At 42.9% G+C, this 22,891-nt stretch carries 16 protein-coding genes; 1 reads left to right on the top strand and 15 read right to left on the bottom strand.

Going from position 1 to position 22,891, the window contains the following annotated elements; all coding sequences use genetic code 11:
- Nucleotides 1–81: 81 nt before the first annotated feature.
- The 15 genes from ACVCDT_RS03200 to ACVCDT_RS03130 form a co-directional block, all read right to left on the bottom strand.
- Nucleotides 82–2,574: a S8 family peptidase gene (locus ACVCDT_RS03200; protein WP_447131311.1), complete on the bottom strand. Its 2,493-nt coding sequence runs from the start codon at nt 2,572–2,574 to the stop codon at nt 82–84.
- Nucleotides 2,575–2,721: 147 nt separating this feature from the next.
- Nucleotides 2,722–4,917 carry a xanthine dehydrogenase family protein molybdopterin-binding subunit gene (locus tag ACVCDT_RS03195; protein WP_447131310.1) on the bottom strand — a complete coding sequence of 732 codons (2,196 nt, stop codon included), beginning with the start codon at nt 4,915–4,917 and terminating at the stop codon, nt 2,722–2,724.
- 1 nt (nt 4,918) lies between these two features.
- Entirely contained in the window at nt 4,919–5,386 is a 468-nt protein-coding gene (locus ACVCDT_RS03190) for a (2Fe-2S)-binding protein (RefSeq protein WP_447131309.1), read from the bottom strand.
- Between the two features lie 78 nt (nt 5,387–5,464).
- Nucleotides 5,465–8,761, bottom strand: coding sequence for a S41 family peptidase (locus ACVCDT_RS03185; RefSeq protein WP_447131308.1), 3,297 nt, complete (start codon nt 8,759–8,761; stop codon nt 5,465–5,467).
- Nucleotides 8,762–8,853: 92 nt separating this feature from the next.
- On the bottom strand, nt 8,854–10,095 hold the full coding sequence (locus tag ACVCDT_RS03180) for an ABC transporter permease (protein WP_447131307.1): 1,242 nt from the start codon (nt 10,093–10,095) through the stop codon (nt 8,854–8,856).
- Entirely contained in the window at nt 10,092–11,288 is a 1,197-nt protein-coding gene (locus tag ACVCDT_RS03175; RefSeq protein ID WP_447131306.1) for an efflux RND transporter periplasmic adaptor subunit, read from the bottom strand. The genes ACVCDT_RS03180 and ACVCDT_RS03175 overlap by 4 nt, the downstream gene beginning before the upstream one ends.
- A complete protein-coding gene (locus ACVCDT_RS03170) occupies nt 11,285–12,271 on the bottom strand; it encodes an HlyD family secretion protein (protein WP_447131305.1) in 987 nt (328 codons plus the stop codon). The genes ACVCDT_RS03175 and ACVCDT_RS03170 overlap by 4 nt, the downstream gene beginning before the upstream one ends.
- Complete coding sequence (locus tag ACVCDT_RS03165) at nt 12,271–13,269, bottom strand: HlyD family secretion protein (RefSeq protein WP_447131304.1); 999 nt, start codon at nt 13,267–13,269, stop codon at nt 12,271–12,273. Before ACVCDT_RS03165 ends, ACVCDT_RS03170 begins: the two co-directional genes overlap by 1 nt.
- Before the next feature lie 12 nt (nt 13,270–13,281).
- On the bottom strand, nt 13,282–13,980 hold the full coding sequence (locus ACVCDT_RS03160; protein WP_447131303.1) for an ABC transporter ATP-binding protein: 699 nt from the start codon (nt 13,978–13,980) through the stop codon (nt 13,282–13,284).
- A gap of 134 nt (nt 13,981–14,114) precedes the next feature.
- A complete protein-coding gene (locus ACVCDT_RS03155) occupies nt 14,115–14,447 on the bottom strand; it encodes a DUF1244 domain-containing protein (RefSeq protein WP_447131302.1) in 333 nt (110 codons plus the stop codon).
- A gap of 12 nt (nt 14,448–14,459) precedes the next feature.
- On the bottom strand, nt 14,460–15,044 hold the full coding sequence (locus tag ACVCDT_RS03150) for a glutathione S-transferase family protein (protein WP_447131301.1): 585 nt from the start codon (nt 15,042–15,044) through the stop codon (nt 14,460–14,462).
- A gap of 126 nt (nt 15,045–15,170) precedes the next feature.
- Nucleotides 15,171–18,299, bottom strand: coding sequence for an efflux RND transporter permease subunit (locus tag ACVCDT_RS03145; RefSeq protein ID WP_447131300.1), 3,129 nt, complete (start codon nt 18,297–18,299; stop codon nt 15,171–15,173).
- A complete protein-coding gene (locus ACVCDT_RS03140) occupies nt 18,299–19,417 on the bottom strand; it encodes an efflux RND transporter periplasmic adaptor subunit (protein WP_447131299.1) in 1,119 nt (372 codons plus the stop codon). The genes ACVCDT_RS03145 and ACVCDT_RS03140 overlap by 1 nt, the downstream gene beginning before the upstream one ends.
- 106 nt (nt 19,418–19,523) lie before the next feature.
- Nucleotides 19,524–19,763 carry a DUF2164 domain-containing protein gene (locus tag ACVCDT_RS03135; protein ID WP_447131298.1) on the bottom strand — a complete coding sequence of 80 codons (240 nt, stop codon included), beginning with the start codon at nt 19,761–19,763 and terminating at the stop codon, nt 19,524–19,526.
- Between the two features lie 187 nt (nt 19,764–19,950).
- A complete protein-coding gene (locus tag ACVCDT_RS03130; protein WP_447131667.1) occupies nt 19,951–21,741 on the bottom strand; it encodes a trans-sulfuration enzyme family protein in 1,791 nt (596 codons plus the stop codon).
- A 138-nt stretch (nt 21,742–21,879) separates the two neighbouring features.
- On the opposite strand from ACVCDT_RS03130, the gene ACVCDT_RS03125 reads away from it, so the two are divergent.
- The gene (locus ACVCDT_RS03125; RefSeq protein WP_447131297.1) at nt 21,880–22,815 is read left to right on the top strand and encodes a D-2-hydroxyacid dehydrogenase; all 936 of its coding nucleotides are present in this window, start codon (nt 21,880–21,882) and stop codon (nt 22,813–22,815) included.
- The last annotated feature ends 76 nt before the right edge of the window (nt 22,816–22,891 follow it).

Here is a 22,891-nt window from a genome sequence, read left to right as displayed (position 1 = left end):
CACCTTTTCAATTGGTTATTTAACTGCAAATTAACTTAATAAGGCCACTAACTCAATAGTGGCCTAACTCATTAGTTGCGTTTATTGAAAATAATTAACATAAAAACGCGAAGCCAATTCGGCGAAATGCGCTCGGGTTATGTTATTGCTGCCATTAAAACGAGCAACCAAGCTTGGGGTTAAATCAAAAGGACCTTGCTCAATTGAGTAATGTACATTAAGTAACGATAGGTTAATCGCCAGTTGCACATAACCTTTCATGTTGTCATCTATTTGATCTTGATCAGCTAACACCAATTGCTGACCTCTATAATCCACAATAATGTCATTGCTTGGATCAAAAGCGGTGGCTGCGTCTTGCATGCCTAACATTTGTACTAAGCTATAAGCCATATCTATCTTAGACATAGTGCCAAATGCCTTAGCTCGATCATCTAAGGTTTTTAAAATAGGCAACTGACTACGAGTTGAGTCTTTTAACGCTCCGCCTAGTACAGTTACCGATTCCATAAATGGTCTGTCTAAGGAAGATACACCTCTTAGTGCAGGTTGTGGTTGATTTAACAAGTCACGATACTGTCTAACCGCGCCGCCCATCATGGCGTAACGAGCAAAATCTTTGCGTCGTAAGGCACTGTCAGGCGAAAAGTTATTATCGCCTAAGCCGTCCATTAATCGTTCGCTTACGGCAAACTCAATAGCACCTTGCTGCGGATGACCTGCTACGTCATCTAAACCGTCGTAACCCCCACTCATTTCATAAGCAACAGTCACATCAAAGGTTTCGGGCAGACCAGGACCATTAGTCACACCAAGGGGGTCAGCCGTAACTCCAGACAAAGAAGTAAGACCGTAAACGTAAACACCCCAAGTACCAGGCATGCCAGGTGCAGACACACGCATGCCTTCGGTTAATACAGGGGTAGACAGATTACCGAAGTATTCTGTGCCATCAGGGGCGACTAAAACTAACTTAGTTAAATTAGCCAAGGTATTGGCCGAGGCCTTTACCAGCGCAGTACCTTCTTGTACTTCAAAGTGTTGCACTTCTGGCTCACCCACAGGGCTATAAAAAACCTCTAATTGGGTTTGATTTGGGCTAGTAAACACATTGGCATTAGCGTTAAAGGTTTTATCCGCTAAATTGTTTACTGTTACATTGTAATTCATATCGTAACCCAAGGCAGCGGCCACGGCAGCACGCGCATTTACGTAACCAGCACCCACTTCCCACCTTTCATAACCTGGCATATTAGTCGCAGTTTCTTGCAACAATTTTTTAATGGTTAAGTTATCCAGGCTTGGATTAGCTTCTAGCATCAAGGCAATAATTCCCGACACATGTGGAGTAGCCATAGAGGTACCAGAAATCATGGTATAAAAAGGCAGATTTTCTGGCTCAATAGCATCAACGTCTGCATCACCTCCGTTGGCAGCTAAGTTAGTCGTTGCACGAGTTGAGATAATATCCACCCCAGGCGCCACTATGCTAATTTCATTTGAATAGGTCCAATTAGTGCCATCTGGCATAGTAAAGTCGCCAGTTTCAGATTTTAGTCCACGAGATGAAAATTCAGCCAATTTACCAAATTTATCCCCTGCACCCACTGACATTCCCCAAGGGATTTGTGAATAAGGGTTGTTAGTGTCTTCGCCCGGACCGCTATTACCCGCAGCAAACACACTTAAAATTCCTAATTTATGAGCTTTGTAAGTTGCTAAAGAAACTGGCCCTTTAGGCTCATATTTACCACTTGAGCCCCACGAGTTACTGATCACTTTAATTGGACTGTCGTAGCTGTACACATTATTAATGGCAAAATCAAAACCACCAATAGTATCTAATAAAAACAAGCCACCACCTGAACCGTATCCAATTAAATCTGCATCGGGTGCTGCGCCAAGGTACTTGCCACCTGACATACTGCCATTGCCTGAAATTGTGCCGGCAACATGGGTACCATGGCCTGAATTAGTATCGGTATTTATTTGGCCTTTAAGGGTAGCGCCATCTGTTACGCCAGTTAAACTAATGGCCGAGGCATGCGTTAATCCTTGTACGTTTTCAACCACAGTATCACCAAAGAATATATCTTGATGAGATGCATCTATCCCTGAGTCGTTGACCATAATAGTCACGCCTTTACCGGTAAATTTTACCGAATTACGCTGTTCAAAGTCAGTGCTTTGCAGATCTGCTACTCCGGTGATCTGTCTAGCATCAGCGTTGAAATACTGCATTTTGCGGTTGGCAAATATGGATTGAATATCATCAAACTTAGACAAGGCTTCAATTTGTTGTTTGGTGGCCATCACACCCATAATAGGCAATGACTTAAATTGCACACCTTCGCTTATGCCTAAGCCCAGAATTTGACTAATCTGAGACTCTGTAAGTGGGTCAAGTTGATTGTAAGTTAAAACTGCCATTATAGGCTGAGAATCGCCAAGGTTAACTAGTTTGCTGGCCAACTGCTCGCCAATAATGGCATCGGCTTTCGCTACAGATGAAAATGCTAGCATTGCCGAGGCAATGGCAGTTAAGGTAAGTTTTTTATTAACAGTCTTAGACATGATGAGTGCTCTTTAATAATGAATACCCTGTCATATTGACTGTTGTTTTATTAAACGAATATAGGGGGATCACCCTATATTTTACATTAATTTAACGTCTAGCTGGAATAGAGCTTAAGGCCAAGCTCTATGCCAAAGCAGACGAGCTTAAATGCTCATAGGTTTAAAAGGTAGATCACGATAACGTTTACCTGAGGCAGCAAATACTGCATTCGCTAAGGCTGGGGCAAAGGGCCCTAAACCAGGTTCACCTAGTCCTGTAGGTTTATAGTCGTTTTCTAAGAAGTGTACATTTACTTGCGGCATTTCGTTAATGCGCAGTACGGGGTAATTGTGGAAGTTTGAGTTAACCACTGCCCCATCCCTAAACACAATTTCGGTACGCAACGATAACGACATGGCCATCACTACCGCCCCCTCCATTTGTGCGGTAGCGCTGTCGGTATTTAATACTTGGCCACAATCTACTACTGCATCTACCTCTAGCACTTTGATATCGTCACCATTAGTTTCAACACGTACCGCCATGGCCACATAGGTATTAAAGCTATAATGCACAGCTATACCTAAGCCTTGGTTTTTGGGTAGCTTGTCGCGGTTAGCCCAGTTAGAGCGTTTAGCGACTTCTTGTAACACTCCTATTGAACGTTTGACCTGCTCAGCTTGTTCGGGGTTTTTGTTGTTACTGTATACCTTAGTTAAAAAGCTCACTGTATCTTGCTTGGCCATATGGGCTAATTCATCGGCGGCGCTACCAAAAGCAAACCCATAAAATATGGCGTTAACCGCGCGATACCAACCTATACGAGTATGGGCAATGGCTTCGCCAGATTCACTGCGAAAATTGGCCACATTAAATGGATGATTATCTACATCTCTGATCACATTTGCCGGTGGGCGGGTAATGCTAGAGTCAAACAAAGATGGAATAGAGGGAAAAGCCGCACGGTGCAACCAGCCTGTGACATTGCCGTCTTTATCTAAAGCTGCTTGGATATGCTGGGCATTAATTGAATGATAATAACCAGTACGCATATCTTCTTCACGTGACCAGATCAGCTGCACTGGGGCTTTGACCGCTTGTGATAACACCGCCGCCTCGTGCACGTAATCACATTTAAATTTACGTCCAAACGCGCCACCAGCCATAGTGACATTCACATAAATATCTTTAGGGTCACGTTTTAGATACTGTCCTAAAACTTGCTGAATATGTGCTGGGCTTTGAGTAGCAGCCCACACTTCACAGCTGTTTTCTTGTACCCACACTACAGAAGCATTGGGCTCCATTGGTGAATGTGATAAATGCCCACCTGTATAGGTAGCCTTTAACACTTGTTCGGCATCGTCTATGGCTTGTTGTACATTGCCTCGTTCAGTGACTAATTCTGCGGGCTGTTCGACGTTCTTAACTAGTTGTGCTTTATAGGCCTTAGTGTCGTAGCTGGCATGTTCGCCTAAATCCCACTCAATTTTGACTTTTTTGAGGGCTTGTTGGGCAGTCCAAGTATTGTCGGCCACCACTGCTACCCCGCCTAAAGAGCCAAATGGCACGTCAAAACGCGGGATCTCTATTACGTCAATTACACCTTTAACTTTTAATGCTGCACTTTTATCCACACTTTTTAGTTTACCGCCCATTACCGGGCAATGGGTCATAGCCGCATACTTTAAGCCGGGTAATTTGGTGTCTACGCCATAGGTAAGTTTGCCTACTACTATCTCGCCTTGGTTGTGTCGAGCAATGTCTTTACCTATGTATTTATAATCTTTTTTATCTTTTAAGGTGACGGAATCAGGCACTGGCTGATCGGCAGCTAGGCTCGCTAACTCGCCATAACCAAGCTTTTGTTGGTTATTTTTATTTACTACAAAGTGGTTTTCGGCCATACACTGCTCAGGCGTAATCCCCCATACTTTAGCCGCAGCAGCCACTAACATTACTTTTGCTGCTGCGCCGGCCTCACGCATTGGAATATACATAGTCCGAATACTGGCCGAGCCCCCTGTGGCTTGCGGGCCGTATTTTTCTTCGTTGCCTTCACCTTGTTTAATAGATACCCGTGACCAATCGGCTTCTAGCTCATCGGCTACTGCTGCGGGCAACGCGGTACTTATGCCTTGCCCCATTTCACAGCGACCACAATACAGCAAGGTATCACCATTTTCGGCAATATGAATAAAGGCACTAGGGCTAAAAGTACTGTCTGTTGACATATTCATACCAGCAATAGTTTTGCCTGGTAAAGTCACACCTAAAACTAAACCACCGGCCGCGATGCCTGATTGTTTAAGGAACTGACGGCGGCTTTGATTACTCACTACTTGATTAGAGGTGTTCATATTAGGCCTCCTTGTACAGTTCTTCAGCTGCATCAGCCACAGCTTGTTTGATACGTTGATAGGTACCACAACGGCAAATATTACCTTGCATGGCATTATCTATGTCTTCACTGCTGGGCTGCTTATTGCTGGCTAAAAAGCTGGCGGCATTCATTATTTGTCCAGCTTGGCAATACCCACATTGCGGAACTTTGTTTGCCAACCAGGCTTTTTGTAAAGGGTGATCACCATTTTCAGACAAACCTTCTATGGTGGTGATGGTTTTACCAGCCACTGCCGAAACTGGCATAACACAGGCCCGAATAGCTTGGCCATCTAAGTGTACAGTACAGGCGCCACATTGCCCCATACCACAGCCAAATTTAGTACCCGTGAGTTCAAGTTTGTCGCGTAAAAACCACAGCAACGGCATTTGTGGATCCACGTCAATGGGGTAACTTTTATCATTAATCGTTATGTTTTGACTCATTCTGCACTCCGTTAAAGGTACGAGGTTGAGTCGAGATAACGAGCCAACCTATAGCTGTTTGTTTTTATTTAACCATTGTTAATTTTGTACTGCTGGTTGCGAAAATTTGGGTGGTTTAACTGCTTTAGGTTTAGACCCTTTCAACTGTTTGAGCAATTCTTTTACGCCCCTTTCTAGTTGTGGATCTTTACCTTTAGCCAAAGATTTAGCATCTTGGTAGACCTCAATGTCTGGCGCTATGCCTTTATTTTCACCTACCCATTCATTGTTGATAGGATCAAATACCGCATTATCAGGTGCGGTTAATGCGCCACCGTCTACCAAACTGTAATGCACCGAAGACTTCACTAAGCCACCCCATGTACGTGCGCCAATGAGTTTGCCCACTTTTTGCTGTCTAAAGGCCCAAGGAAAATAATCTCCACCAGATCCGGCTAACTCATTAATAAGTAACACTTTAGGCCCTTTAATACCGGCAGGTAATAACAAAGGTTTGCCATTGGGCACTTCATTGGTAAGGGCAGCTCGCAGCTCACGTTTCATCAAATCAACCATATAGTCATCTAATAACCCGCCACCATTAAAGCGCTCGTCAATCACAGCGCCCAACTTATCTTGCTGAGCAAAGTAGTATCGATTAAATGATACAAAACCTGGTGTGCCAGTATTAGGTACCCATACATAAGCTAATTTACCACCCGACAATTTGTCTACTAAACGGCGGTTATCTTCTACCCATGCACGTTGACGCAAAGCTCGTTCATCACCTGTAGGTTTAACGGTAATTTGCCAAGAGTCGGTAAATTCAGGTTTATCGTTGATATGTAATACCGTTTGCTGACCGACAGTACCATCTAACCATTGATAAGGATTATCTTGGCTGGTTAACTCTTGGCCATTCACTCCAACTAAGTAGCGTCCTTCTGCCACTTTTAACCCTGGCTGATCGAGCGGGCCTTTAAGTTTAGGGTTCCAGCTTTCAGCGGTAAAAATACGCTCAAATTGCCAACGACCTTTGCTGGCAACTAAATCAGCCCCAAGTAAACCGGCTGTGCGCTTTTCGGTTTTGGGATAATCACCGCCAAAGACAAAACTATGGCCTACCGATAATTCACCGTTCATCATATCCAATAAATAACTTAAATCAGCACGATGTTTAACATGGGCAATGAGCGGCTCATAACGGGCTAACACTTCTTGCCAATCACGGCCGTGCATGTTTTTATCGTAAAAGTAATCACGCTGATAACGCCAAGCTTCCATAAATATCTGACGCCACTCTTGCTGACGATTAAGCTTCATCATTAATTTAGTATTAAGCGGTTTATCGGTTTTACCTTTTCCTCCTGTCGCATCAACAACAAACCACTTTTTGCCTTTTTGAATCAATAAAGATTTATGTTCAGCAGAAATTTGTGCAGACCGAATACCACTCATAAAGGGTTTGGCTTGGCGCTTTTTCAAATCAAATTTGTGCAATTCCACTTCGCGTTTGCCTGGTATTCTTTTGGCAAAAAATACCGTGCCTTTAGGCCCACTTAACGCAAAGCTATAATCGCCAGCTGGCATGGGTAAGGGCAAGATCCGACGTTCGATATTGCTAAAATCAATGGCGATTTTTGCTGACTTTTTATTCTCGTCAGCTTTAGACTCTTGCTCAGATTGCTCTTGAGAGTCTAGGTCTTGCTCTTTTGCTTCTGTCTCAGTTTCGCTGGCCGCGTCCTGTTCATCCTCTTCAGTGACTTCTTCTTCGTCGCTTCTTGGTGCAAAAGGAGAAGTCTCACCCGCCAATAAACTGACCACATAAGGAGCATATTCAGACTTAGCCGAGATTGAACTAGTGTTGGCCCAACCACTTTCTAAACCGTAATCTGTGCTGGCCAAAAAGTATAAGTATTGGCTGTTTTGATCCCAGGCTGGTGAAAATGAATTAGCAAACTTATTGGTTAAAAAATGGCTTTTTTGCTCATCAACTAAATACACTTTTATTTGTTGAAAACTGTTTTCAGCAGTTTTCACATAAGCTAACGCATTAGAATCGGGGGCCCAAGTTAAATCGTTTCTTCCACGTTCTAAATTAGTTCCGCCCACATCTATAGTACTGATGCTGGCATTTTTTAAATCCACTAAACGAATGCGTACATCATCATCCACAAAGGCAATATAGTTACCATCGGGAGACCAGGTAGGCTCCCAGGCCATTTTAGATTCACCTATGTCGATAAATTTTGCAGCAGATAAACCATCTTGTGCCTGTAACACTAATCGATAACCGTTTTCGCCTTGGTCAGAAAACCAAGCAATTTGATCACCTTTTGGCGACCAGATTGGTTTACGATCGGCCGCATCAGAACTTTGGGTAAGGTTGCGCACACTGCCATATTCAGTAGGCACAGTGAAGATTTCACCACGGGCTTGCATTACCACTCGTTTACCAGAGGGCGACAGAGCCGCATTTTGCACATTGTCACCAAGGTTTTGCCAAGTTGACTCGACCCAAGCAAAATCACCCACCAAATTAATGGTTAACTTTTTTTGATTTTTGCTATTTAAATCATACAGATACAAATCACCATTTTGCTCAAACGCCAATTGGTTGGAATTACTTGTTAAGTGTTTAACATCAGCATTTTTAAACTCGGTAAGTTGTTTGAGGCGTTTACGTTTTACTTCATAAGCCCACACATTGGAAACACCGCTGCGGTCAGATAAAAAATACACAGTATCGCCTAGCCAAATAGGGCGAATATCGGTAGATGAATTATTTTTTATCATGGTTTCGTCTAATGTAGCCAAGTCGACAATCACCAAAGGGGTATTTTGCCCGCCACGATAGTTGCGCCACTCGCTGTCCCATCTAGACATACGATCTATCACTAGTTGTGTACCATCGTCAGAATAGTCACCGCTATAAGCCCACTGGTTAAGTACTAACTCAGCGGGGCCGCCGTTTTTGCCGATAGTCCATAAACGATTAATTGGCCTAGGTGCAGTATCGCGACCTGAAGCAAATAACACTTTTTGCCCATCAGGCGTCCAACCTCTGACACTGCCGCCGGCTGCGTGCCAAGATAAACGTCTAGCCTGCCCGCCAGTAGTAGGCATAACATACACAGAGTTTGTGCCAGAACGGTCTGATGAAAAGGCGATGTGGTTACCATCTGGTGAAAAGTGCGGAAAACTTTCTTCTGCCGGGGTGCTCGTTAATCTTTGGCTATTTAGCCCGTTTAAGTCACTGAGCCAAATATCACCAGCGTGAGCAAAAACTATGTGTGTGTCGCTCAAACTAGGCTGACGTAGCAAGCGGGTTGACTCTGCCAAAACACTAGATGATATAAAGGCAAAAATCGTTAACAAGCTTAAAAACAAGCGCATTCTGGGTTCCTTTTTCGTAAAAATGTAGCGGTTTACTGTCCCCACTGTAAATGACCTAACTTTTTAGCGCAATGCCAAGCAAGCTGAGCTTGTTAGTCGCTGTGCAAAGCATCAATTGGGTTGAGTTTTGAAGCTTTAATAGCAGGATACACGCCAAAGCCTATACCTACAGCCATACATATGGTGAGAGATAAAACAATTGCGGTGATTGACCAACTGACTGCCCAACCAGAATAAAAGCCTATGACCTCAGATAAAATCAAACCAAAGGCTATGCCCAATAAGCCCCCTAATACTGAAATAGTGAAACTTTCGGCAATAAATTGCATTTTAATATTTTGTTGGGTTGCCCCAACCGCCCGTAACAATCCAATTTCTTTTGTGCGTTCTAATACGTTGGCAAGCATGATATTCATAATGCCTATACCACCTACTAACAACGAAATACCAGCTACACAGGCCATTACTATATTAAAAATTTGCTGAGTTTGTTTTTGCTGAGCGAGCAAGGCTGCGGGTATGATCAGTTGATAATCATCGGCTTCGGAGTGACGCAATTTAAATAAATGAGACACCGCTTTTGCCGCCACTACAGGATCAGTTTGCTCGTCGATTTTGAGTTTGACCAAGTCGAGTTCACTGGCCAAAGCTGGACTACTAAGCTTTTTCATACTGGTGCTTAATGGCACAAATACTCGGGCGCTATCTCCACCAATTTTCACCCCTTGAAATTCATCGGTGGCAAAAAACGGATTATTTAATACTCCCACTACTTCTAACCACAAATGGTTAACCTTAAGGTATTGCCCTATGGCTGATTGGTTTTTAAATAACTGCTGGGCGGCACTTGCCCCTATCACTGCCACTTGCGCCACATTCAGTGAGTCTTGTTGATTTAACAATCTGCCGGCCTGAACCTGCATATTGGATAAGCTAAAGTGTTGTTCACTTACCCCAACAACTTGCAGATCGGCACTGCCTAAATCGCTGTACACAGACTGGGTTTTAATATGCCTTTCGGCACTATAGTCTGTGACAAAAGGTAAGGTTTGTTTTGCCGCTTCAACATCGGCTAAGGTTAAACCCAGTGACTGCTGACGAATTTCGGTTAATTCGTCGTCTGCAAATTGTTTGGCTTCCACAATTAGGTTTCTTAAGCCCATTGAATCAATCATCTTTAAGGCCTGACGCTCTGCCCCTTCGCCTATGTTTAACATAGCAATCACAGCTCCCACACCAAAGATCATGCCTAACAGGGTTAACAGGGTACGTAATTTATGCGCTGCCATTTCGGCTAGCGCATCTAAGACCAATGGCATAAATTTATGGTTCATAGGGCCGCTCCACTGGCATGTTCTGGTTCACTAAGGGCAATCACATCATCAGCCGACAGCCCGTCTATTACCTCAACAAAATGTAGGTTTTTGTCGGCTGTGGTTACGCTTTGCACAACAAAGTCTTGACCTTGTTGGCGGTAAACATAGTTTTGGTTTTGCTGATTAAAAATCGCTTGAATGGGGATCACAATTTTTTCTTGCGCTTGTTTTACCTGAATGCTTGCTGTGACTTTGGCCCCAGGTTGCAAACGCTTAGACTGTTGATCTAACCCTACTTGCAACTCGAAATATTTAGTCGGATTGCCACGCTTAATAGTGCGCGAAAAGCCTGAAACCGCTAATACTTCACCTGTGAGTTGCTCTTCAGGATAGGCATCTAAACTTAACTTTACCTTTTGCCCCACAGCTAAATTAATGGCGTTTTTATCTAACACATAAAGCTTGGCCTGCATTTTATCGAGATTAGGAATTTTGGCTATATTGCTACCTGGAAAAACAGTTTGGCCTACTGAGGCTTTTTCACCACGCCAATTTTTTTCATATATCAACAGGCCGTCATAAGGTGCCACTACTTCGGTTTGCGCTAAAGCGGTTTGATGTTGTTGATATTTGGCTTGATGCCCACCTTTTTTAATATCTAAAACCTCTAATGCACTTTTATTTCGCTCATCTATGCTGTCTTCTTTCCATTCAATAAATTCTTCTTTAGCGCCTAAATAATCGCGGTTCGACAAGGTATCAATAATCTCAATTTTGGAGTACAAACGCAGATCATCTATAGCAAAACGGTCGACAAAACCAAACTCTTTGGCGACCAACACTTTTTCTGAGTTGAGTTCATTTTGTTGTTGTACTTCTTGGGCATTTTGTTTGCGCATGTCCATGTCTAACAACATCATAGCCAGTTCTTCTTCACGGCTATCTAATAACAATTGTTCGGCATCAAAACGCGCTACCACTTGGCCTTTTTTCACCCAGGTATTTTCTTCGGCTAGCCATTCGATGGTCATAGGGCTGCGACCTGGGGTAATAATTTTTTCTGCTAAGGCGGCTTCTAATTCGCCAACCGCAGGAATAGCAATGGAAAAGCTTTCTGCTTTAACCTGATAAAGGGGAACGGTAGATTGCGGTGCCTCACTGCAAGCCAACAACCCACCTAGCGTTATCCCTAACAAGGCAGCTTTTTTCATATGTCTAATACCTCTACTTTTGCTTTCATGCCGGGGCGCATAACGTCTGGGCGCACTTCGCCTAACTCTATTTCTGCATCAAAAATAACCTTAGGATTGTTTGCCGACTTAGGGTAAAAGGCTTGGCCTAGCTTAGAAATTTTGCCTTGATAAGACATTTCTGGATAGGCTTCAAAAATCACTCTAACTTGTTGACCCACCTCCAATTTGGCTTTATCTGGCTCGGCAAATTCGGCCTTAAGGGCTAATTTATCTATAGAAGGCAACTGCAGTAAGCTGCGCCCCATCCATACAGATTCGCCCACTGCCACTTTTTCACCGTCGCCATTTTCAAGGTACATTACTAACCCCGCTTTTGGGGCTTTCACACTTAACTTGGCAATTTCGTCCTGAATACTGTTTACCCTTTTTTGAAGGCCTTTAATTTTACCTTCTGACACTTGTTGGTTAATCACTAAGGCTTGGTGATGATGCGCCAGTTTTTGTTTGGCTTGCGCTAAGTTTTCGGTGTGATAGCGGTAGTCTGCTTGTTGCTTGAGTCGCTCAATATCAGAGCGAGAAGCGTCTACAATTTCGGCTTTGCGTTTGGCTTTTTCAAACTCCATTTCGGCTTCGGCTAACTTCAGCATAAGATCTTGCTTAGTGGCTTCGTCTCTTAAACTGTCACTTTCGGCCTTTTTTTGCGCGGCCTTTAATTCACTTTGTTTGCCAATTAGGTCGTTTTTAAGCCTTTGCCCGTCAAACACTAAAATCACATCACCTGGTTTAACCAGGGTATTTTCAGCGGCCATTTTCTGAATTTTAAATTGCCACATACGCGAGACCATAGGTGGGCCTATAGTGGCGTTTTCAAGAGAAATCAACTCGGCTGGAGCAGTGACACTGGCCTCGGTTAGCGTGGCATTTGCGGCTTGCTTAGATTCACCACAGGCCACTAGCAAAGCGCCCAATATCAATAAAGGTAAAGCGAGATGTAGCTGCATTATTGGCGCTCCTGTTGTGAGTTGGAAACTTTAGCGCTTAATGCAGGGGTTAACTTTACTCTAACACTCATGCCCGGAAACACAGCTTGCTTTAATGGCTCTTCAAAACCTAGCTCTACTCGATAATAGGCACTGTCACTCCAATGGCTTTTAGCTTCTGCCTGACTTGAAACCGACAACACTTTGGCTTGATAGCTGTACTCTGGGTATGCGTCTAGTGTGAGACTGTAGTGGCTATGGGTAAGATCTAAACGCGCCGCATCAATTTCGTGCACCCAAGCCGTAACCTGATAGGTAGATGCAGCCTGAACAGTTAACACATCCCAACTGGCTTGAATATTCATGCCTGAGGCCAACTTTTGCGCCATCCAGGGATGCATAGCATGAGTCACTGGGCCAGACACTTTGGCTCTTACGCTTAACTTTTCTAACTGACTTTTTTGATAGGCAATTTGCTCTTCTAATTTAAGAATTTCGATTTTCTTTTTATTCAGCTCTACATGTTGCTCTTCTAATTTTAACTGGTAATTTTGCTCAGCTTTAATCTTAGCAGTCAGAGCTTTTTCGTAGGCAATCACGTGTTTGCCTTTTTCGTAGGCGCTGATTTCGCCGTCTGGGATAGATGCTTCAATTCGCGCTTTTTCAAGAGAAATAGTGGCTAACTTTAAAGCCCCTTGGGCTTCAAGCACGGCTTGGGCTTTATCCATTTCTAATTTAAGTAACTCTAGTGATTCGGTTTCTAGGCGCTCTTCATTCGCTTCAAGTTGGGCTTCTGTGCCACCTGAGTCAAATACCGCCACTAAATCCCCTTCATTCACTATGCTGCCTTCATCTGCCATCCATTGAATTTGCACTTGCCATCTATTGGTTTTGGGGGCGGTCACTAAGTGATATTCTGACGAACTCACAATGCCAGTTAATAAAGTGCTAGGCTGCTCGGCGGCTATGCTGAAAGACCAAGCCAACAAGCCTAAACTAAGGCCAGTTAAATAATGCATAAATTGTCCTCTTTATGCTGTTTGCGAAACAGCGCTAATATTGCTGGTATCTTGCAACACTTCTCCGTCTCGCATAGTGATAACGCGTTGCGCATACTTAGCAATATCGTCTTCGTGCGTCACCATAACTATGGTTTGCCCTTGTTGATGTAAATCCGTCAGCAAGGCCATGATTTCTACCGAAGTTTTACTGTCTAGATTACCCGTTGGCTCATCTGCTAAGACCACAGTTGGGCGATTGATCAACGCCCTAGCTATGGCTACGCGTTGGCGTTGGCCGCCAGACATTTCAAATGGTTTGTGGGTTTTACGATGGCCTAAGCCAACTTTTTCTAATAATTCGTGCGCACGTTGATCGGCTTCTTCTTCAGAAACTTGACTAAAGCGTAGGGGTAATTTGACATTCCCTAGGGCGTCTAATTTGGGTAATAAATGAAAGGTTTGAAAGATAAAACCTATATGCTGATTACGAATGGCCGAAAGCGTATCGTCGTCCATGGTCGCGACATCTTGGTTATTTAACAGGTATTGACCACTATTAGGTGTATCTAAGCAGCCCAATATATTCATCAGGGTCGATTTACCTGAGCCCGAACTGCCCATAAAGGCCACAAATTCATTCTGGCGAATAGACAAGGAAATATCTTTGAGGGCATGTACAGTTTCTGCCCCATTAGCAAATGACTTGGCTATGTGTCTAAGTTCTAACATTATAATTGGCAATATATTTCAAAGAGTTAACAGTATACGCAAGCACTATAACGCGCAATCTTTCAGGCTTTAAAGCTAAGCTTTAAAGCCTGTTTTACTGTTTCAAAATATGTCAAACAATAGGTAATTTGTGGTTATTGGCAACCAGAAGTAGGTGGGGCTGTAGCGGCTTGTTTGGCGGCCTGGCGCGCTTCAAAGGCTGCCAGTTGCTCGTCAGAAGCGGGCAACTGATATTTTGCTTTGTATTCGCTAAAAGGCATGCCATAAATAGCTTCGCGCGCTTGGTCGTAATCCATGTCTACGCCCTGCTCTTTAGCACCAGCCATATACCATTTAGCTAAACAATTACGGCAAAAGTCGGCCAAAATCATTAGGTCGATATTTTGCACGTCTTTGTTGGCATCTAAATGTTTAACTAAATGCCTGAAGGCCGCCGCTTCTGCGGCGATTTTTTGTTGTTGGTTCATGGGGTTTCCTGATTATTTTCGTGGATCTGTGGCAGTGACTTCAATGCGCTGCGCATTATCGTCATGAAAAGCCAGCAAGTCGGTTAAACCTTGCATGTTATGTAACTTTCTAAACTCTATCCAATCAATTAAGCAATAAAGGCATACGGCTGGGTAATTCCAACTAGAAAATTGTTTATTGGCTACCATTTCATTTAATTGAACCAATACCGAATTGACTCGCTCTTTTTGTAATTTAAAGAACAATTTATCTTCATCGGGTTTAATGTCTGAATTGGATAAAATAAACATTTGCACTAAGGAATCGTTGGCTGAGTCGATTAAGGTTAATTGATTCTCTTGCTCCCAGGTTAACAGCGGATCATTATGTTTACTGGTTAAATAACGATAGATAACACGCGAATCAAAAATGATCTGAGGCTTACCTTCTACTTCATCTTCAAGCATAGGGATTTTCATAGTAGGGTTTTTATCTGCCAGAATTTGCCTATCTTGCTCAGCAAAAATTTGTAAATTAACAAATTCGTGTTCTGTATTGGCCAACCAAATACGCAAACGACGTACATAAGGAGAAGTGGTAGACCCGTATAATTTCATTCTTTCATACTCCACAATAGATAAAATTAGTTAAGGATTAGATACTAGAATGAAGTCGGCATTGCGGCAAATCAATCTAACCAAAATCCTCGCCAACAACTTAAGCAGTGCATTTAACTTGAAGCATTAGTTAGCACTCGCTTCTTCCCTGAGCAGAGATTTTATGGCATTTTTTTCTTCGCGTTTAACTTTTAGAGCTAACAGGCATGGGGTTAACACTAAAGTTAACACTGTGGCAAAGGCTAAGCCGCCAGCGACAGCTGTGGCAAGTTGCGACCACCATTCAGTTGATGGACCACCTATGTCTATATTACGACCAATAAAGTCGATATTGATTTCAGCAACCATGGGCAATAAACCTAAAATAGTTGTCACTGTGGTCATTAATACTGGGCGTAAACGTTGAGCGCCAGTGCGTAAAATGGCTTCCATAGAAGCAATGCCTTCTTTGCGCAAAATATTATAGGTATCGATTAACACTATATTGTTGTTCACTACTATGCCGGCTAGCGCTATCACTCCTATGCCAGACATCACTATGCCAAACGGCTTTTGAAAAATCAGCAGGCCTAAGAACACCCCAACTGTAGAAAACAATACCGCGCTCAAGATCAAAAACGCTTGGTAAAAACTATTAAATTGGGTGACCAAAATAATCGCCATCACAAACAGGGCAACTAAAAACGCATTTTGTAAAAATGCGGTAGATTCGACTTGCTCTTCATTTTGACCTTTAACTTGAATATTCACTCTAGGATCTAGGCCTAAACTTGGTAATTGTTGCTGCAGTTTAGGTAATTCAATGCTGAGCAATTCACCAGGTACCATATTGGCTTCTACCGAAATCACCCTTTGACTATCTATATGTCGAATAAGGTCGGTTTTAGGTTTAGCCGAGCGCTCAACAAAATTTGAGATAGGCACCATGCCACCGGCGGTTTTCATTCTCAGTTCATCTAACTTACCTAAATAGCGTGCATCAACTGGGTAACGCACGCGAATATCAAGTTCGTCATCTACATCGTCTGGACGATATTCTCCAATTTTCAAGCCATTGGTAACAAACTGCACTGTGCTACCGACCAAGGTTGCATCGGCACCAAATCTGGCGGCATCAGCACGATTCACTTTAAGTTGCCATTCAATACCGGGTTTAGAGGCTGTGTCGCTGATAGAAGTAAATTTAGGGTTATTTTCTAAGGCCTGACGTATTTTCAGGGCGGCTTCGTCTAGCAGTTCTGGAAAACGAGAGGACAACTGAATACGTAAATCTTTGCCAGATTGCGGGCCTTCTTGATCAGGGGTAATTTCGATATCCATGCCAGCCAGATCTTTCAGACGCGACTGCGTTTCTTTAAGCACTTGGTCTGAGTGCGATCGATAGTGCCAGTCCACTAAATTTAACCTTAAATAACCAATTTGATCACGCCCGCCACTACGTACATACAAACTTTCAATCTCGGGCATATCAATTAGCCGGGCCTCAACCTGACGCACCACTTGGTCTTTTTCGTAAATAGAAAAATCACCACTGCTGCGCACTGTAATATTGATGCCTTTTACATCTACATTAGGGAAAAACTGAGTACCTAGCCCAGATATGCCGTAGGCAGTAAAAGATAAAAATGCCACTACTATGGCGCCTAACAAGATTTTCCAAGGATGCTGAATAGCGGTGGCCAACATTCTCACATAGCGACCGGTAAAACCCTGTAAATGGATAATGTCACCGTTTTCTGCTTGTAACATTTGTTGGGTTTCGCGCTGGGTTACGTATCGTGGTTTTCCAAACACCCCACCTAATACAGGCACAAAAATCAGTGCCATTAATAACGAGGCGGATAATACGGCAATAAGGGTAAAAGGTAAGAACTTCATAAACTCACCCATCATGCCCGGCCAAAACATTAATGGGGCAAAGGCCGCTAAAGTAGTGGCAGTTGATGCGATAATAGGCCAAGCCATACGTTGTGCTGCTTTGCTATAGGCTTGTTTTTTATCCATACCTTCGCTCATACAGCGATCGGCATATTCGGTGACCACTATGGCTCCATCCACCAACATGCCCACCGCCATGATTAACGAAAACAGCACAACCATATTTAGGGTATAGCCAAACAGCGAAATAATTAAGATACCGGTTAAGAAAGAACCAGGAATGGCCACCCCTACTAAACAGGCAGTACGTAACCCCAAAATTGCCACTATCACTATGGCCACCAAAATCACTGCACTGGATACGTTATTTTGTAAGTCGCCTAACATCATGTTGACATCTATGGTTTGGTCGCCGGTATAACTCACCAAAATACTGGCTGGCCAAATGGCCGATTGTTGCGCACTAGCCACTAGCTCTTTAACTTTAGCTACGGTTTCTAACATGTTTTCGCCAGGACGCTTTTTCACTTCTAGCGACACTGAGGGTTTGCCATTTAGGCGCGCAAAACTACTGGGATCTTTATAAGAACGCCTGACTTGTGCCACATCCTGAAAAGTAATTACGCTATTGCCTTGTACTTTTACCGGCTGTTCCATTACATCTTTGATCGATTCAAATACTGAGGGGACTTTAACCGCAAAACTGCCCTTGCCGTTATCCATAGTACCGGCTGGCACTAAACGGTTGTTTCGCGACAATAAGTTAAAAATGTCGTTTTGATCTAAACCGTAAGATTCCATTAAGAGTGGGTCTACTACTATTTCTACTATGTCTTCTCGATCGCCACCTATTTCAACTTCAAGCACCTCACTTATGCCTTCAAGTTGTTGTTGTAGCTCTCGCGCAACGGTAACTAAGGCACGTTCAGACACTGGGCCAGATAACACCACAGTAATAGCCGGTTGTTGACCGGCCATAGTGACTTCGTGAATGGTTGGCTCTTCGGTTTCAGCGGGCAATTTAGCGCGCGCCACTGTCACTTTATCGCGCACATCGGCTAGCGCAACGGCAGAATCAAGACCAGCAAAAAACTCTAAGGTGATATTGGCAAAGCCCTCACCTGCTGTGGCTTTCATCTCTTTTACCCCGTCGATAGAACGCAGTTCTCTTTCCATTGGCTTAACCAACATGCGCTCTGCGTCTTCGGGAGATATACCATCGTGAACAATAGACACATAAATTACCGGAATCGGCACATCTGGGTTGGATTCTTTGGGAATATTGACATAAGTCACTACTCCAGACACCAGCAACAACACAAAGACCATCAAAACGGTACGGCTGTGATTTAATGCCGCGTATATAATGTTATTCATTATTGTGCCTTGGCTGAAATAGCGCTGGCAGAGGTTTGAGTAGACTCAACCCGGTTAACTTGTACTTTGTCACCGTGACGTACAAAACCATGGCCTAAGATGATCACATCGGCTTGTTGACCCATACCGCTTAACCAAACGCCTTGGCTATCACTTTTTACTATATCTATGGGCACAAATTTTACCTGATCATTTTGCACAATTTTCACCCCTATATTACCTTCTTCATCTAGTGCCATAACCGAAGGGGTAATTCGAATGGCCCAAGTTTTTTGTAAGGGCAAAGCTAATTCTGTGCTAATGCCGGCTAAGGTCGAAAAATTAGGATTTGGCACCGCAACTTCTATTTTAAAGGTGTTGGTACCTGGCTCTGAAATACTCGAAATATAACGAATTTTACCTTCTAGCACCTCGCCAGAAACCATGCGGCCAATGGCCGCTTGCTCATGTACTAATTGCTGAATATGGTTTTCGGTGACATTAGCGCTTATGACTAAAGGATCTAAATCCACCAGCTTGGCCACTGAATCACCGTCTTTTAATAAATCTCCTTGCTCAACAAAACGTTCATTAATGATGCCATCAAAAGGCGCCAAAATTTCGGTTCTTTGCACCATTAGTTGGTACTGAGTGACCTCTGCTTTAGCTTGTTCAAGATTAGCAACGGCTTGGGCTAAAGCGGTTTGAGATTGGTAGCCTTGGGTTTGTAACTTTTGCGCCCCTGCAAGCTCCACTTCCCTTTGTTTAAGCGTGGCTTGGGCCGAGCTTAAACGGCTTTGGTAATCGGCTTTTTCTAGACTGACTAACTTTTGGCCCTTTGTGACGCTTTGACCTTCTTGAACATGGACTTGTTTTACTAACCCTTTTACTTCGGCTCTAATAGTGGCAATGCGGTCGGGTTCGGTTCGCCCGTATAAAGATATTTCACGGGTAACTTGTTCGGCATTAAAACGTTCCACTGTCACTTTAACTAACGGAAAACTTTGTTGTTTGTTAGGGGTTTCAGGGCGATTGTCTGCTTTTAACATACCTGAAGCTAACCATACACAAAGTATCACTACAATGATTAGCGCTAGCCAGATAGGTTGTTGTTTAAATTTAATGAAAGCAGACGACATAGGAATTCCGTTTAGTTAGATCAGGCAGTAATTTACCTGTTTTAGCAGCCAAGATCATGAGCAATTAGTATGAATCGGGAGCTAAATTGTTACCAATTACAAATGTTTAATATTTTTCTAGCTGGTAAATGGCTTCGCTTAATGCATCAACATTTTTGTCTAGTACCGCCTGCGCATCGTAAACCCCTTGGTTATAAAAGGTTTTACCCATTTCTTTCGCAATAAAGTCTAATAAAAAATCGGCGTCAAACTGCGCTAATTCTAGATCTAACTCTTGGTTAAAATAGTTTTGTAATTTTTGCACCAATTGCTCTTTTTGAGCTGGGGAAAATTGAATTTCTGACATGCTTATCTCTATTGCAGCTAAAGAGCCAATTATGCCTAGCTGTTAAAACTAAATACAGCAACAGGATCAAAAAGTGCAAACTAACGAATGGTGAGGGTGGAAAGTAGTAGTGCTAAAAATTTTAAAGGTTGATCCTACAAGTCAAGTTGCTGGGCAAGCTCAACTTGTAGGATAAAGACCTTGAGGGTTATCCCAACATGGTACTGACAGAGTTACCGCTGCCATAATGCTGCTTACTGACCTGCATGCAGGTATCTAGATATAACTTATCTATGTCACTCGCCGACATAAATTGCTGGCTAAAGCCTGGAATAACCGGATCTATATGCAATTTAGCACTATTAATAAAGTGTGCTATTAGCTCTCTTACATTGTCTGTGCCCATGGCAATTCGCATAGTAGTTAAATAAATGCCACTTTTGCTTTGTGCGTCTACATCAAGCTCACTATGAGAAGTAAGAGCAGGACATAAAATAATAGTGTTGTTTTGCCCAATACTTACCTGATGACTAAAAGCCGGCTCTAAGGCATCAAAAAAGCGCACAAAAGTATCGCGGGCAATATCTGCGCCTTGCATATCTACAGTAAACAAAGCACATGGCCAACCGTGACGTAATTGACTCTCACGCAAGGCAGCATTGGCATGTCCGGGTACAGCATGACAATTAACATTAAAGCTAGGGTGAGAGGCTAAAAACTGGCTAAAGACTAGAGTGTTGATCACTTTATTCATCACTCGCATTTCTAGGGTTTTCATGCCATTTAATACATCAAAGGCTTTTTCAGAATCTAAAAACGCACCTTTAATATAATACACATCCCAAAACATGGTTTTTGACCAATCATAACCGTTTACGCAGTCACCTTTGCCTTGGAACATGCGATACGCTTCACCAATAACCACACCAGCAGTAGTGGCGCCGCTGCCACAAATGTCTTTGGTATAGCTATGAACCACATAATCTGGACGTTCGGCTTTGTCTTCGCGTTGTAAAGGTTGATGCAAAATAGGGGTAGCTAAGGTGGCATCTAACATCACTGTATGGCCTTCGGCATGAGCTAACTTGCTAATACCAGCCACATCTAAAACGTAACCATGCGGGTTACAAGGTGATTCCATATAAACATGTAAATCGCTCCCCTCACTAAGGCGCTCAGCATGTTTGGTTTTGGTTTGTTGCATAAAATCAGCAAACTCTGCAGCTGTATAACCATCAAACCATTCAAGTTGAATATTTAAACGATTTTCGCGGGCAAAATAATCATGCAATAACTGATACACCCCGCCATACACATTTCGCGATACAATTAACACATCGCCGTGACCCAACACATTAGACAGTAGCGCATCTATCGCTGCCATACCTGAGTTAAAGTTCCAGGCTAAATAATCGGCGGCATAAGGGCCAGCTTCTAAATCAACTATGGCATTAGCCAGTGAGATATTAGTGGGATTGAGCAAACGCGAATAAATTTGGTGGGTAGACTCTTTCCCCTGAAACGCATCATCAACCCATTCAGTACAGGCATAAACATAAGTGGCAGTACGCACTACTACTGGGGTAGCCGAAAATAATGCGGTTACATTATCAAACAAGGGATAATGACTTTTACTGACTTGTGAGCCAGATTGTTCGCTTAAACTTTGGTAAGTGGCGCGAAAAGGATTTTGTAGGGTATCCAGAATTTTGGCAATTTGGAAAGATAAAAACTTTTTTGCATTAAAATAAGCGACTTTATTTTCTTTGCTTAAACCGTCTAAGGTAGCACTGGTGATTTGCCAAAGTTGCTGCATATTGGCTTGGGTGTGATATAAATGCTGAGCGGTTTGAAATAACGCTTGTCCATATTCCGAATTTTTATCAATGCCAAAATGAGCTAATTGTTCATGAGTTAATTCGTCGATAGTGGTGGCTTGAGTGGTGTTTCTTTTAGGCGATAAAATTTTTGCTTGTTGTGCGATATTTTCGGCGCTCATAGTCACGTCTCTGTTAGAAGTCAAAAAGTAAAGCGCCATACTAAACCGAATTAAATTCAACTTTAACTAATTTTTAACAAATATAATTTTGATTATTCTCCATTAAGTAATGTTAACTTTACAGGTTTTAAGTTCCCTATGATGAAGCTAGCCATTTTAAGCCGTGACGCTGAGCAATATAAACTCTTGATTGAACAGGCCAATTTACCTCAATTGCAGCTGTCTATTGTCAATACTAAAGTGATGGATTCAGACGATTATTCTGCTGTAGATATTATCTTTGGCGATCCAGATTTAACTGTACAGGTGCTAGATCAAGCAGAGCAGTTAATCTGGTTACAATCAACTTGGGCTGGAAACGCGCCCTTGTTAAGCCACCCTAAAACAAACTATCAACTATGTGGAGTCAAAGGTATTTTTGCCTCTGCCATGCAAGAATATGTATTTGCTTATTTACTGCACTTTGCCCGCAATATTGACGGTTTTAAACAAACCCAAAAATCGGCACTTTGGGGCGCACCAAAGTTTACTAGTCTAGCTGGAAAAACCATTGGCATAATGGGCGTAGGCGATATTGGCCAAGGTATTGCTAAAACGGCTAAACACTTTTCCATGCAAACTAAAGGTTATACTCGTACCCAGAAAAATTGTGAGTTTATTGATACATATTACGCCCCAGGGCAAGAGCAAGACTTTGCCACTGGGCTAGATTATCTAGTGTGTTTGTTACCTGAAAGCGCGGCCACTAAAGAATTAATCGATGCGACTTTTTTAGCCTATTTACCCAACAGCGCTGTACTGATCAATGCGGGGAGAGGCACTTGTATTCAAGATTCAGCCCTTATTCAGGCATTGCAACAAAAGCGCCTTAAAGCTGCAGTGCTAGATGTATTTACCCAAGAGCCTTTGGCTAACACTCACCCTTATTGGCAACTAGATAACCTTTTTATTACCCATCACAGTGCGGCTATTTCGTTACCAGAGCAAATTTGCCCGTTATTTATTAATAATTACCAAGGCTTTATTAACGGATTACCATTAAAGCATGTGCTGGATTTTAGCCGAGGTTATTGAGCCTACCCTTAACAACAACTGCCCAACAATCAACTAACTAGCGCCAAATTACAGTAGATTTATCCGTTTAATCTTA

It is taken from the genome of Paraglaciecola aestuariivivens, assembly GCF_052983255.1.
Note: the sequence above shows the minus strand (reverse complement) of the source record. Positions and strands in the feature narration are given on the sequence as shown.